This is a genomic window from Thiocapsa marina 5811, assembly GCF_000223985.1.
GTDB classification, from domain to species: domain Bacteria; phylum Pseudomonadota; class Gammaproteobacteria; order Chromatiales; family Chromatiaceae; genus Thiocapsa; species Thiocapsa marina.
Window position 1 is genome coordinate 337,592 of the sequence record NZ_AFWV01000002.1, and the last position, 13,632, is coordinate 351,223.

Sequence of the window (13,632 nt, forward strand, 5' to 3'; positions counted from 1 at the left end):
GCTCGATGTGTGCGGACGAGGGTCGGAGTCGTTTGGCCCGGGCGCGCCGTCACTCGGGTAGCTCCGGATCGAGCGAGAAGCGCGCCACGTTGCCGCGCGAACGCGCCTCCAGATCGAAGGGTTCGCCGTCGACCGTCATGCTGCTGTTGTTGACCCGTCCCACGGTAAACCGGAAAGGACCCTGCCCGGTGACCTCGCGCCGATCTCCGGCCTTCATCTCGCCGACGATGAGGCGCTCTCCGGCGGCATTGCGCACCTCGAGCCACGAGGGACCGGTGAACTCGAGGACGATGCCCTTCTGCGCTGCCGCAGACGGGGCGAGAAGGGGGGGCTCGACCTGCGGATCGCTCGCCGTCCCATCGGGCGTGTCGGCCTGCGCTTGGGTCGGCGGATCGATTGCGGGGCTTGCTGCGCTCGCGGGCATCGGCTGCGACACTGCCTCCGAGGCCGGTTCGACGTCCGGCTCGGATGCCGACGAGGTCAACGCCGTCGGTGTTTGCCGCGGAGGCGTTTCGGGAGGACGTACGGGCGCAGGCTGCGTGGTTTCGGGGAAGCTCACGCCCGTTGGGTCGCTCCGGTCGGCCGATTCGATCGCCGCGTCGGGCGTTTCGGGATCAGCCTCGGGGGTGCTTGCGATCAGTGACTCGGAAGCCGGGTCAGGTGCGATCGAATCCGGCTGAAGCTCGGCCGTTTCGGTCTCGAGCTCCGGCGCGATCTCGGGTCGTTCGTGCCACCAGAGCGCGATGACGGCGACGACGGCGGCCGCCAGGGCAAAGCTGACAAGGCGCACCAGAATGCGGGTGCCGCCCGAATCGAGATCCGAGCCCGAGCTCGATATGCGGCGCGAGGGCACGACGGTGTCCGTGCTCTCGTCGTGGGACTGGTAGGCCGCAATCAGCGGTGCCGGGTCAAGTCCGAGTACCCGCGCATAGTTGCGCAGATAGCCGGTGATGAAGACCGGACCGGGCAAGAGGTCGAAGCGGTCCTGCTCGAGGGCCTCGATGATCTCGGGCTTGAGGTGCAGCTGTGTTGCGATCCGCTCGATCGCCAGGCCGCGCGATTGGCGTTGTACCCGTAGGCGTCGCCCGGGGCTATCGCCGAACTCGACCACGTTTTGGTCGTTCGGGTCGGTGGATTGTGTCTGGTTTGTCACTCGTGAGGTCCCTACAGCTCGCGGGTCTCGGGTGAATCGGGAAAGCTGGCGCGCAACGCCTTCTCGTACTCGGCTGCGCGGGCTCGGTTACCTAGTGCACGTTCGGTCGTGACCGCGGCGGCGAGTGCCTCGCGGGCCGTCGCCGGGGTGCGCACGGTCGTCGGCTCGAAATAGCGGTCCAAATAGACCTTTGCCCCCTGCATGTTGCCGCGTTTGAGCTCGAGCTCCGCAAGCTTCACCAGCGCCGGGCCGAAACCGGGGTTGGCGGCGATCGCAGCGCGATAGTAGCCTTCCGCCTTGGCCGCGTCACCGGCGCTGCCCGCGCAGGTCCCCGCATTGGTCATCGCGACCCATGGCGTTGCGTAGAGTGGGTTGTCCAGTGCCTTTTTGAAGTAGACGTCCGCCTCCGCGTAGCGCTTTTCTCGACACTGATAGGCGCCGAACGCGTACAGGACATCCGAGTTGTTCGGTGCGAGCCTGACGGCGCGCTCGTAGTGCGTCGCCGCAAGCGCGGGCTTGCCCATCTCCTCGTACATGAAGGCGAGCCACACGTGGGCCTTGGGATAATTCTTGTCGGCCTCGATCGCCTGTTGAGCGCGACGGAAGGCGACCTCGGTCTGGCCGCGGCTGTAGTACTCCTCGGCCATCTCGACATAAAGCTCGGCCGGGCTGTCCTGCGGATCCAGCCCGAGTGGATCCGTGCCTGGCTGCGCCGTTTTGCTCGCGCAGCCGACTAAGCCGAAACAGAGCGCGCTCGGCATCAGCACGGCATGCGTGACCAGGCGGACGCAGAGAGGACTCGTCATGGCATCGCCGCCTTACCGGCCCCGGCCCTGCCGTCCAACGGGATCTCCGCCGGAATCGCGACCGCGACGCGTCCGAGCCGACGCGTACGATCCTCGACGCGTCCGACGAGCTGTCCGCAGGCGGCGGCGATCTCGTCGCCGCGTGTCTTGCGGGTCATGGTAAAGATGCCGGCGCCTGCGAGTCGCGCGCGGAAGGCCTCGATACGCTCGGGCGGCGAGGTGCCGTACTGGTTTCCGGGAAACGGGTTGAACGGGATCAGGTTGACCTTCGAGGGGATCCCTTCGAGCAGGCGGATCATCTGTTTGGCGTGCGCAAGGCTGTCGTTGATGCCGTCGAGCATCACGTATTCCCAGGTGATGCGGCGGCGCTTGTCGGCGCCCACGTAAGCCTTGCAGGCCGGCAGCAGCTCGGCGAGCGGATATTTGCGGTTGATCGGGACCAGCTCGTCGCGCAGGGCATCGTTGGGTGCATGCAGCGAGACGGCCAGCGAGACGTCGCTGACTTCACGCAGCCGGTAGATGTTCGGGACGATGCCCGAGGTGCTGAGCGTCAGGCGCGTCTTCGCGATCATGTAGGCAAAGTCGTCCTGCATGATGTCCATCGCCTTGACGACGGCATCGAAGTTGGCCAGCGGCTCGCCCATGCCCATCATGACGACGTTCGACGGCGCGGCTCCCGTCTGTCGTGTCGCATGCCAGATCTGACCGGCGATCTCGCCGACCGTCAGGTTGCGGTTGAAGCCCTGCGTGGCGGTTGCGCAGAAGGAGCAGTTGAGCGCGCAACCCACTTGCGAGGAGACGCAGATGGTCGTGCGGCGGCCCTCCGGGATGAAGACGGTCTCGATGCGCTGACCGTCTTCCAGCTCCATGATCCACTTGACCGTTCCGTCCGCGGAGGGCTGATCGTGGATGATCCGCGGCAGGCGGATCTCGACGCTCTCGCGCAGCGCATCGCGCAGCGCCCTGGACAGGTCCGTCATGGCGTCGTAATCGACGACGCCGTGCTTGTGGATCCATTTAAAGAGGCTGCGTCCGTGAAACGCCTTGAAACCGAGCCCGAGCACCAGTCTCTCGCAGTCGGCAAGATCCAGGTCGAGTAGATTGGGCTTGAGCTCGGCGTTGGTCACGGGGATCCTCAGCGGGTGCGCGGGCAGACGCCTTCCGGGAAGAAGAAGGCGATCTCGACGGCCGCGGTATCCACGGCATCGGAGCCGTGCGCTGCGTTTTCGGTGAAGGAATCGGCAAAGTCCGCACGGATGGTGCCTGGCGCGGCATTGGCCGGGTTGGTCGCGCCCATGATGTCGCGATTCTTGGCAACCGCGTCTTCGCCTTCGAGCACCTGCACCATCACCGGACCGGACGTCATGAAGTCGACCAGCTCGTCGAAGAAGGGTTTACCTTGGTGGATCCCGTAGAAGGCAGACGCCTGCTCCTTGCTCATGTGGAGCATGCGCGCGGCGACGATACGCAGCCCGGCGGCTTCGAAACGGCTCAGGATGGCGCCGATGGCGTTTTTCGCGACCGCATTGGGCTTGATGATGGACAGGGTTTGCTCGATGGCCATGTTGGTTCCGAATAAGGGATTCGTAAAGAGGTCGGGTCGGATCGCCGGAATCGCGAGCTGGGTTTCCCCGGGCGATCTGCCCGTCGGCTCGCCGCGCGGCCCGTACCCGTCGGAGACTTGAGTGGATTACGAAGTCTACCGATCGCGAACGCCTCGAGCAACGCCGGCAGAGCCGTGTTCGGCGTGAGCGGCGTCGCGAGGCGTCCGCGATCGTCGTCATGGATTTGGACCGCTCGCGTGGTTGGGCGGATAATCAGTGGACATCCATTTGCACGCAAAGGGTTTTCCAGATGAGTCATTACGATGTCTTCAACGGCGACGCCGACGGTCTCTGCGCCCTGCAGCAACTGCGCTTAGCCGAACCGATCGACACCATTCTGGTCACCGGCGTCAAACGCGACATCGCCCTGCTCGAGCGGGTCGAGGCGGTCAAGGGCGATCTGGTCACCGCGCTCGATATCTCCTTCGACAAGAATCGCGGCGCGGTCGAGCGCTTGCTCGGGCAGGGTGTCCGCATCCGTTATTTCGATCACCACTTCGCCGGCGAGATCCCGGCCCACCCGTCGCTCGATGTCCACATCGAGACGCTGCCCGACAAGGGGACGAGCCTGTTGGTCGACGATTACCTGCATGGCTCCCAACGGGCCTGGGCCGTCGTCGGGACCTTCGGGGACAATTTCGACGCGTCCGCCCGACGTGCCGCCGAGCCCTTGGATCTGACCGAAGGCGAGCTCGGTCTGCTGCGCGATCTCGGCATCTATCTCAACTACAACGGTTACGGCGAGACCGTCGACGACCTCTTGTTTGCCCCGGACGTCCTGTTTCGCAGTTTGCAGCCCTACGCCGATCCCTTGACCTTTATCGTCGAGGATCCGACGTTTCCGGCCCTACGTGACGGCTATGCCGACGACATGGCCCGAGCGCGCGCCGTTGCGCCCGCGTTCGAGAGCGAGCGGCATCGGCTCTTTGTCCTGCCGGCCGAGCCTTGGGCCCGCCGCGCCAGCGGCGTCTTCGCCAACGAGCTTGCGCAGCAGGCGCCGGATCGGGCGCACGCCATGCTGACCCGGCTGCCCGCGGGCGGGTTTCTGGTCAGTGTCCGCGCGCCGCTCGCGCGCCCGGACGGGGCGGATGTACTCTGTCGGGGATTTGCGAGCGGCGGCGGGCGCAAGGCAGCGGCAGGGATCAACCTGCTGCCCGAGGCCGAGTACGACACCTTCCTGGAGCGGTTCCGCGCCGCGTTCGGATAACGAGAAGTCGCAGCGCCTCCGAAGAGGCGCTGTGACAGCGGGCACGGGCTCGATTCGGGTCCTATTCGACGTCGGCGACGAAGTACCCGACGTCCTCGAGCACGTGTGTCGTCTCCCGATCGCGCGACCCTTCTTCTTGGACTCGCAAGGCTACGGATTCGACGTTCAGATTCTTCCACCGCAGGGCTGCCGTATCGTCGCCGTGTGTCGTCTGCATGTCGGCGACGAGCACCGGAGACCGTACGAACGCGGTTTGGTAAACCAGGTTGTGCGCGTCGTGGTCGACGTTGCGTCCGGTGCGTCCGACCTCGTATTGCATCCCGTCGACGACACCGGTGGACGCCTCCCAGGCGATGAAGTCGACACGTTCGGGCAGATGCCGTTGGCTATTGGCCTCTTGCTCGCGCAGTCCGACGTCGAAGCCGTCGGACTCGATGGCGTGCAGCCGTGCTGTCACGGCATCGCTCTCGTTGAAGCTGACGACGGTCGCGAAGATGACCGGGGCGTCTTCGAAGGCAGCAGTGAAGGTATGGCGTTGGAATGCCTGTGTTGTGCCCGTGATCAGCGAGCCGGCCTCGACCTGGGCTCCGTTGGACAGCTGATGGCGTCCGCGCTCCATCACCAGGTAGGAGACCGTTTCCAGGTCATGTGCATCGTCGAGAGAGTCCCATTCCTGAACGCGAATCGAGAAGCCGTCGGCGTCGATCGCGTCGACCCTGACGATCGCCGGTTCGGTGTCGTAGCTGCTCAATGACTTGACGACGACGACCGGGTCTTTGAATTCACGCTGGAACTCGATACGTTGCCATTCCTGATTGATCTCCGCCTCGCCGATCTCGATGGCCGGGTCGGTCGCCGCGAGGGTATTCTCGGCGGCTACGCGCGTCGGCCGAGCGGATCGAGCAGTTGATGCCTCGCCCATCTCGATGGCCGTGCGAGTCCTCGCGAGGGTGTTGTCGGCCGTTGCCGACGCCGTCGGCCGTGCGGATGGAGCATCGGCTGCACCGCTCATGGTCACGACCCCGGAGGCCGAATGCGCAGCCGCCGGCATATCGACATTCACCTCGTTGGAGAAGTCGCTGCAGAGCTTCCCGTCGCTCGTACATGCCCGTGTCGCGAAGAAGTAGTGCGAGCCGCCCTCCAAGCCGGAGACGGTCGCCGATGGGGTGGTAACTCGAACCTTCGCGTAGTAGGTCTCGCTGGCGGTCCCGTAGTGCACCTCGTAGTTCGCCACGCGACTGTCGTTCACCGCATTCCATGCGAGTCTGACCTCGTCTGCTGCGGAGATGCCGCTCGCCGACGACAACAGGAGCAGCAAGAACAGCTTAACGTACAGGACAAAACCGGTGTGAATGGTGGTCCTTGGGTCATTTTGGACGGTCCGAGCAGGTCGCATAGCGTTCACCCTGTCCATTCGCGTGACGAGGCCGGTCCCCGGAATGACCCTATTCAGCGTGTGCCTGACGGTTGCGATGGGCTCCGGAAGCGAACCCGATGGTCGTTTCGGATCCGCCCCTTCGCGGTTCCGGCCTCCTTTGAGCTGAGTTAACCAGTAGTTTCGGGAGGGTTCTGCGACCTGGACGGCAAAATGCCGGCGACGACGAAGGCGAGGGGGCGAAGTGTGCGGTCGGTCACATCGCAGAAATCGGACGGCGAGCCGTTTGCGGCGGTACTGCGGATGCAGGGTGGCGTGCTTTCGTGTGCGGCAATGAATGTGCCGATGTCCCCGAATAACGCGTGCCGGTTTCTTCGGCACGCGCGAGGGGCGTTGCGAGAGGCGTTCCGAGGTTTCCCCGATTCAGTATCGTAGGATCCGTCCGTCTGTTGCGACGCTCAACGGGCTTTCGGTGCGGAAGCCCTCGATCACCATGTCCGAGATCAGGCGTCCGGTCATCACGGGCTCGGTCATGTTTTTGAGCATGCCGTAGCCGTCTCCGCCGGCCGCGAGGAAGTCGGAGGTCACGATCCGATACCGGCGGGCAGGATCGATGGGGGCGTCGCCGATCGAGGCGTTCGCAAGCCGCCCGTCCGCGATCCCGTAGCGCACGCCGGAGACCTGGAGGAAGCCGCCGGGGTTGTCCGACGGGTCCAGCGCAGCGCTGCGCTCGAGCGCGGCGAGCAGTCGGGCGCCGGTCAGCTCGCCCAACACCAGCTCGTTTCGAAAGGGGAAGGCCTGATAGATCGATTTGAGCGTGACGGGTCCGGCGGGGATGCTTGACCGAAAGCCGCCTGCGTTGAACAGCGCGACATCCGCCAGGGTGATCTCGCGCGCCAAATCGGCCACGAAGTTGCCGAACGGGGCTTCTTCGCGACGAATCAGCTCGCGCCAGGCGCTCAGCTCTTGCGCGCTGAAGCCCACCTCCCTGCCCATCTCACGCTCGGCGTCCAGCGTGATGCGGCGGACCTCTTCGGCGATCTCCGGATCCTCCGGGCTTGCGGCATCGATTGGGATCATGGCGTGGTCGGTGGGCGCCAAATGCCCGTCGCTGCAACGGAAATCCATACGTCCCAGCCATCCGCCACGTTCTCCGGCCTGGACGATGGGTACGTTCTGCACAAGCACCGGTCGTGCGTAGAGGTTGTGGTTGTGGCCGCCCACGATCACGTCGATGCCGGGTACGGATTCGGCCAGTCGGCGATCGTCTGCGATCCCCATGTGCGAGAGCACCACCACCAGATCGGCGTCTTCCCGGAGTGTCGGCACCAGGCGTCTGGCGACGGCGACCGGCTCCTCCACGCTGATGCCTTCGATGTTGCGCGGATGGGTGGCGGTGGTCAGCTCGGGTGTGGTGAGTCCAAGGACCGCGACCTTCGGCTCATCCGGCCGTCCGATCACGACTGAAGACAGCACCGGCAGCGGCTCCGGGTCCGACGCCACGTTGGCGCTCAGAAAAGGGAACGCGGCCTCCTCGGCCAGACGGCGAAAGACCGCTTGGCCGTAGTCCAGCTCGTGATTCCCCATGACGGCGGCGTCGACGCCGATGCGCCCGAGCAGCACCAGATCGGGCACGCCCAAAAAGAGGCTCGAGGTGAGCGTTCCTTGGAGCAGATCACCGGCGAACAGCACGACAACCGGGCGGCTCGGGTCTTCCGCCCGAACCTCGGCAACGGTTGCGGCGAGGCGGGCGATGCCGCCGCGCTCGGTCCCGTCACGAGGGTCTTCGTAGGGCTCGAGTTGACCATGGAAGTCGTTGAAATGCAGGAGTGTCAGTGATTCTCCCGGTACGCAGGCCGCTGCGGCGACGGAGGGGGCCAGACCCAGGAGCAGGAGCCATGACCAAACGCGGATGGGCCTTACGGACTGCATTCTTGTATTCCTTGGGATTGAGTCGATGGATGGCGATTCGGGTTGTCGAGGCCGGATAATACAGGTCGCGACCTCGGCGAGGCCGCGTCATCGCCGTTTAGGTGCACTCCCATCTCAGCGCAATCGGTAGGCGATCGGCACCACGATCTCCAGTCTCGACCGCCCCATGCTTGCCGGGATCGCGGGCATCGGGGATGCCCGTCTCAGGAGCTCCGATGCGGCACGATCGAGCGCGCTATGGCCGGAGCTCGCTTCGATGCGATGCGAGATGACTTTGCCGGTGCGGTCGATCACGAAACGGACCCTGACGACGCCTTCCTGGCGCAGCTTTCGGGCTTGGGGCGGGTAGCGTTTGTGTCGCTCCAGCCAGGCCGCGAGCTGCGCGTAGTAACGGTCTTTGGACTTGCCCCCGTCGGCCTTTCCGCCCGTTGCGCCGCCGCCCGTTCCGGCCGCGGCCGGGGTACCTCCGGCGCCTGCGCCTTGTTGGCCGAGGGCTTTGCCGGTTGCTTTCGGGTCGACGGAGGCCGTCTTCGCCCCGGTCGGTCGGGGCTGCGTCTTCTGCGGCCGCTTCTCGGGTCCGGGCTCGGGTGTGACCCGAGCGGTCCGTGGCGGCGGGGTCTTACGGCTGCGAGCCGTTTCGGCCTTCGGCTTCGGGGTTGCGGGCTCCACTGCGGTGATCGGTGCGGGAGGGCGTGGCTCCGCGGCCCGAATGGTCTCGGTGACCGTGGCGAGAGTGTGGGATCCGACGGGCCGCAGAGCGGTCGCTTCCAGGGTTGCGCTCGGGAGGAATTCCGCCGCGATGGGTTCGAGTGCGTTCGCGACGCCGTCTCCACCGGCAGGACCGGTCCCTCCGAGTGCAATGCGGATGCCGGGCGCGTCCAATTCGACCGGCGCAGCCGGATCGAGCAGCTTTGCGAGGACGAGATGGGCGGCGAGGGCGAAGAGCAGCGCGAGCACCCACTGATAGCGTCGCGGCTCCATCATCCCGGAATCATTCATCGCGCGCCAAGGTCAAGAGGTCGATTTCCTCGGCCCCGGCCATGCGCAGGGACGCGAGCAGATCGACCAGACGACGTGCTTCGAGGGTCGCGTCCGCCTTGATCTGCAGGCGCGGAGGGCCGTCTGCGAGCCTATCGGCAACCCGTGCGGCAAGGGTCGTCTCGTCGAGCGGCTCACCGTCGAGGCTGATCTGTCCCGTTCGGTCGATCAACAGGACCAGCGGCATTGCTCGCGCGCTCTGCGGGCTGTTCGAGCGCGGGGGATCCAGGGCGACCGACTCGGTCGGGGCGAGTCGGCCGGCCAACATGAAGAAGATCAACAGCAGAAAGACGACATTGATCAGCGGAATCAGATTGGCTTCGCTGTCGGCTGCTGGCTTGGAGCGTTTCAATTGCATGCGAATTCAAAGGCGCAGGAGGGTCAGGTGTGTTGCTCCGGCGTCGCGCAGGAGATCCAGCACGTCGACCAGACGCTGGAGGCTCACACCCGGCGCGGGCTGAACCAGGATGCGTTGCGCCGGGTCTTCGCCGATCCGTGCGGTGACCCGTCCGGCAAGTTCGGCGGCGGCGATCGTCTCGGCGTTGAGGTCCAGCTCCTCGGGCTGCACGCGCACCAGCCATGACCCGACCACGGGGGTTTCGGCACCCGCCGAGGCCGGCTCGCCCATCTCGACGGCCTGCCATTTGATCAGACTGGAGGCGAGCATGAAGAAGACCAGCAGGATGAAGACCACGTCGATCAACGGGGTCAGGCCGATCAGTCGGCGACGCGGCGCGGGCGACTCAAAGCGCATGCGGGATCCGATCCGCGCAGACCGGCGGCGACATCGAAACGGCTGGCCCCTCGAGTCGCAGTCCTCCGGTGAAGACGCGGGTCACCTGATCCTCCAAGCGGCCCGTCACGCCTTCGAGAAGACGCTCCAGCCAATTGAGCGCGACAACGGTCGGGATAGCGACCGAGAGCCCTGCGGCCGTGGTCAACAGGGCGACCCAGATCCCGCCGGAGAGCACCGACGGATCGACCTGATTGCCGGCCGCTTCGAGGGCGCGAAAGGCGTCGATCATCCCGATGACGGTTCCCAGCAGACCCAGCAGGGGGCTCAAGCTCGCGATCACCTCGAGCCCGCGCAGATGGCTCCGCAACGCGGTCAGCACCCCCAGAGACCGGCGCTCGACCTCTTCGCGCAGCGCCGCCGGATCATTCGCGTGAAGACTGCCGAGCATGGCGGTCCTGACCACCTCGGCCAGCGGATTGCGTGCTCGGGCGAGTCGATCGACCGCCTCGCGACGTCGACCGGCCTGCCAGTCGCTCAGCGCGTTCTCGATATGCTCGGCGCCGTCGTGTCGCAAGCGGGCAAACTGCCAGAGCTTGATCAGGACGATGGTCAGGGCGAAGACCGACATCGCCGCCAGGATCAGCATCACCGGGCCACCGGCGTCGAGCAGGGCACGCAGCGGCTCGGGGATCGCCGTCGCGATCGGGAGGGGCGCGAACATACCGAACCAGGATTCCGTCGCCGTGGTCGTCACCGGATCCGGTATGGCGGACGCCGCTGCGGTGACCGGAGCGAATGCTGCGGCGGCAGCGGTTTCAGACATCGGTTCTCTCCTCGGGGTGGGCGTCTGCGCGGTGCGGCATCTTCGGTCACTTCACCAGCTGAGTTTCGGCGCGCGTCGACAGTGTCAGGCGCTCGATGCAGTCGGCGTGTGCACCATCGGCATCCCGACACTCGAGCACCTCGTTGATCAGGATGCGACCGACGTCGTTGCAGTCGAGATCGGGAATATCGAACAGCTTTACGGTCGTCTTGGCTGCCCGCAAAGGTGCCGTGTCGACCGCTAGGCGTCTGGCAATCACGCCCGTTCGGTCGAACAGAATCAGGTCGAGCTGCAGCGCCTCGATCGCCGCTCCTGCGCTGTTGTCGAAGACCAGATAGGCGCGACAGGCCTTCGTCTCCGGCTGGGGCTCCATCTTGTTGAGCTCGAGCTTGATCTCCTGAGCGCTGCCGATACCCGTGTAGGTGCCGATGGTCAGCAGGAGGGCCTGCAAGAGGTTACGGTGATTCATCCGAGGGATCCTATCGGCTTTCGAGCCGGAGATCTTCGCCGCACTCGCGGGAGGGGTCAATCGGGGCCGATCGGATATCGAGATTCGACGGGCCACCCGACCCGGAATCGGAGGGTGTCGGTGAGCTTAGTCGACGACGCTGACGAGATCGCCGATTTTAAGGCGCTCGAAGAGAAAACGCGCGTCTTTCTCGCCGACGCGCACACAGCCGTGTGAATCCGGATAACCCGGAAGCCAGCCCTCATGCAGGAAATAATGGCCGTAGAATTGGATGGAGTAGGGCATCCATGCCTGCATCCCGAGCTGGTTGGTGTAGCGCGAGGAGACCTTGTCCTTCTGCTTGCTGAGCACGGAGAAGGTGCCGCGCGGCGTGCCGTAGCCCTCGCGTCCGGAGGAGATGGGGCCGGTGCGGACGACTTGATCGTCCTCCGCGTACAGAAACGACTGGCTGCCGATCTGGATCGTCAAGGACCGCTTTGCCTCTTCCGAAGCGGGTTCGGCGAGGGACTGCGGCGCAGCCTCGCTCCCGGCAGACTCCGTTTCCCGATCCGATGGGCGTGTGCGCTCGGCGGTCTCGGGTGCGTCGCCGGTTTGGCGCTCGGGCGCCGGCCTGGTCGGAGACTGAGCGCAGCCGACAAGGACGGCGGCCGCGATGAGTAAAGGTAAGATCCGTGGGAAGAAAACCATGAGAGGCGAGGGCTCCTGTTGTCGGACTCCTGTCCCGTAACCCGGTTATATGTGGTTTCGGTTGTCTCGACACCAGCGACACGGTCAAGCGCGAGCTGCCCAGCCATCGGATTCCGGAGCCTCCGGGCATTCATTGACACACAGCCGCTCTGCGCCGAGCTCGTGGTCCGAGCAGCTCCGGTCGTTTCAGCGCGCCCTCTGTCTCACGCGGCGGCCGCCGCGGCGGCTTCTCGTGCCCGATCGTCGATCGTCAGGCTACGCCCGGCCAGCCAGACCAGAAGGACCACCGGGACGCCGATCAAGGTCGTGAAGACGAAGAAACCGGGATAACCGATCCCGTCGACGATCGAACCCGAATAACCGCCCAGGACCTTCGGCAAGAGTGTCATGAGCGAGCTGAAGATGGCGTACTGCACCGCGGTGAAGGACACGCTGGTCAGGCTCGACAGGAAGGCGACAAAGGCCGCACTGGCGAGTCCGGCGGCGAGGTTGTCGGCTGCGACAGCGATATAAAGCCACGTTGTTTCCGGTCCCGCAAGCGCCAAGACAACGAAGACGAGGTTGGTCGCCGCGGATAGGATTGCCCCGAGCATGAGGATCCGCATGACCCCGTAACGGGTTGCCATCAGCCCGCCGAGGAGCCCGCCGAGGATGCTCACGATGACCCCGAAGGTCTTGACCGCGGTCGCGATCTGCGGCTTGGAGAAACCGATGTCTTGATAGAAGACATTGGAGATGACGCCGAGCACGATGTCCGAGATCCGATAGAGCCCGATCAGGGCAAGCAGGAGCAAGGCGGTCTTCAATCCGTAGCGGCGGAAGAAATCCAGTGCCGGCTCGATCCAGGTCTCGCGGGCCATCGCGGCGTTCACGGCACCGGCGGCCACCAACAGCCAACCGGCGGCGATCGCCGCGGATACGGCAACGGCGAAATGCAGGCTCTCCAAGAGGAATCCGCTGATCGGTCCGCCGCCCGCCCACGCCTTGAGCCCCGCGAAGGCCCCGCCCGAGACGAAGAACCCGCCCGCAAAGGCAGCCGCGGCCACGAGGAAGACGCCGACCAAGCGCAGATAATCGGAGGCGCCGTAGACATGGGCGTCGGGACGCCGGGTTTCGGGCTCGGAGATCAGGAGCGTCGTCACCACCCCGATCAGCATGGTCGATGCCATGACGAGATACGTCAGCTGCCATGCCCGAAAGTCGTAGTCGCCTGCCTCCGAGCCGAAGAGTGCAGCCAGATAGAGCGCACCCGCGCCGGCGACGACCATGCCGATCCGGTAGCCGGCGATATAGGTCGAGGACATGAGTCCCTGCAGGCGCGGCGCGGCGGATTCGATGCGGTAGGCGTCGATCACGATATCCTGGGTCGCCGCCGAAAAACCGAGCAGCACGGCGGCCAGCGCCATGCGCGTGACGTGACCGGTCCCGGTCGCCGGATCGATCAGCGCCATGGCGACGATGGCGGAGATGATTGCGAGCTGAGAGACCAACAGCCAAGCGCGACGCCGTCCGAATCGACGGGTCAGCAAGGGCAGGGGGAGCTTGTCGATCAGGGGCGCCCAGACGAACTTGAACGAGTAGCCCAGTGCGGCCCAGCTGAAGAAGGTCACCGCCTGACGCTCGACGCCGGCCTCGCGCAGCCACAGCGAGAGCGATGAGAAGATCAACAGCAGCGGGATTCCGGCCGAGAAACCGAGAAAGAGCATCGAAAGCACTCTCGGATTGGAAAGCTCGCGTGCGGTTGCCCTCCATCCCCCGTTGTTGCTGGTGTCGGCTGGCGTCATGGGGTTCTCGATGGCGCC

Annotated in this window: 14 protein-coding genes; 1 reads left to right on the forward strand and 13 read right to left on the reverse strand. The window is 65.4% G+C overall.

Annotated features, from left to right (window positions below):
* Positions 1-49: 49 nt before the first annotated feature.
* From THIMADRAFT_RS24395 to ndk, 4 genes are read right to left on the reverse strand one after another with little or no spacing between them, the layout of a single operon-like run.
* The gene (locus THIMADRAFT_RS24395) at positions 50-1,153 is read right to left on the reverse strand and encodes a helix-turn-helix domain-containing protein (protein WP_007191658.1); all 1,104 of its coding nucleotides are present in this window, start codon (positions 1,151-1,153) and stop codon (positions 50-52) included.
* A gap of 11 nt (positions 1,154-1,164) precedes the next feature.
* Positions 1,165-1,959 carry a type IV pilus biogenesis/stability protein PilW gene (pilW, locus tag THIMADRAFT_RS03875; protein ID WP_007191659.1) on the reverse strand — a complete coding sequence of 265 codons (795 nt, stop codon included), beginning with the start codon at positions 1,957-1,959 and terminating at the stop codon, positions 1,165-1,167.
* Positions 1,956-3,086 (reverse strand): bifunctional tRNA (adenosine(37)-C2)-methyltransferase TrmG/ribosomal RNA large subunit methyltransferase RlmN, encoded by a 1,131-nt coding sequence (locus THIMADRAFT_RS03880; RefSeq protein ID WP_007191660.1) that lies wholly within the window; start codon positions 3,084-3,086, stop codon positions 1,956-1,958. Before THIMADRAFT_RS03880 ends, pilW begins: the two co-directional genes overlap by 4 nt.
* A gap of 8 nt (positions 3,087-3,094) precedes the next feature.
* On the reverse strand, positions 3,095-3,523 hold the full coding sequence (gene ndk / locus THIMADRAFT_RS03885) for a nucleoside-diphosphate kinase (RefSeq protein WP_007191661.1): 429 nt from the start codon (positions 3,521-3,523) through the stop codon (positions 3,095-3,097).
* Between the two features lie 290 nt (positions 3,524-3,813).
* Here ndk and THIMADRAFT_RS03890 point away from each other — a divergent pair, with 290 nt between their 5' ends.
* A complete protein-coding gene (locus THIMADRAFT_RS03890; RefSeq protein ID WP_007191662.1) occupies positions 3,814-4,770 on the forward strand; it encodes a hypothetical protein in 957 nt (318 codons plus the stop codon).
* A gap of 61 nt (positions 4,771-4,831) precedes the next feature.
* Here the strand turns inward: THIMADRAFT_RS03890 and THIMADRAFT_RS03895 are convergent, their stop codons facing one another.
* From THIMADRAFT_RS03895 to THIMADRAFT_RS03935, 9 genes are all read right to left on the reverse strand, one after another.
* Positions 4,832-6,088 carry a fibronectin type III domain-containing protein gene (locus THIMADRAFT_RS03895; protein WP_040729558.1) on the reverse strand — a complete coding sequence of 419 codons (1,257 nt, stop codon included), beginning with the start codon at positions 6,086-6,088 and terminating at the stop codon, positions 4,832-4,834.
* 480 nt (positions 6,089-6,568) lie between these two features.
* The gene (locus tag THIMADRAFT_RS03900) at positions 6,569-8,077 is read right to left on the reverse strand and encodes a bifunctional metallophosphatase/5'-nucleotidase (RefSeq protein ID WP_007191664.1); all 1,509 of its coding nucleotides are present in this window, start codon (positions 8,075-8,077) and stop codon (positions 6,569-6,571) included.
* A 114-nt stretch (positions 8,078-8,191) separates the two neighbouring features.
* Positions 8,192-9,061 (reverse strand): energy transducer TonB, encoded by an 870-nt coding sequence (locus tag THIMADRAFT_RS24400; protein WP_050799467.1) that lies wholly within the window; start codon positions 9,059-9,061, stop codon positions 8,192-8,194.
* A gap of 7 nt (positions 9,062-9,068) precedes the next feature.
* Positions 9,069-9,473: an ExbD/TolR family protein gene (locus THIMADRAFT_RS03910; protein WP_007191666.1), complete on the reverse strand. Its 405-nt coding sequence runs from the start codon at positions 9,471-9,473 to the stop codon at positions 9,069-9,071.
* Positions 9,474-9,479: 6 nt separating this feature from the next.
* Entirely contained in the window at positions 9,480-9,869 is a 390-nt protein-coding gene (locus tag THIMADRAFT_RS03915) for an ExbD/TolR family protein (protein ID WP_007191667.1), read from the reverse strand.
* Positions 9,859-10,674, reverse strand: coding sequence for a MotA/TolQ/ExbB proton channel family protein (locus THIMADRAFT_RS03920; protein WP_007191668.1), 816 nt, complete (start codon positions 10,672-10,674; stop codon positions 9,859-9,861). Before THIMADRAFT_RS03920 ends, THIMADRAFT_RS03915 begins: the two co-directional genes overlap by 11 nt.
* Positions 10,675-10,720: 46 nt before the next feature.
* Positions 10,721-11,143 carry a hypothetical protein gene (locus THIMADRAFT_RS03925; protein ID WP_007191669.1) on the reverse strand — a complete coding sequence of 141 codons (423 nt, stop codon included), beginning with the start codon at positions 11,141-11,143 and terminating at the stop codon, positions 10,721-10,723.
* A gap of 126 nt (positions 11,144-11,269) precedes the next feature.
* Positions 11,270-11,830, reverse strand: a complete 561-nt coding sequence (locus THIMADRAFT_RS03930; RefSeq protein WP_007191670.1) for a L,D-transpeptidase — start codon at positions 11,828-11,830, stop codon at positions 11,270-11,272.
* A gap of 203 nt (positions 11,831-12,033) precedes the next feature.
* Positions 12,034-13,614 (reverse strand): AmpG family muropeptide MFS transporter, encoded by a 1,581-nt coding sequence (locus tag THIMADRAFT_RS03935; protein WP_040729559.1) that lies wholly within the window; start codon positions 13,612-13,614, stop codon positions 12,034-12,036.
* Positions 13,615-13,632: the final 18 nt, after the last annotated feature.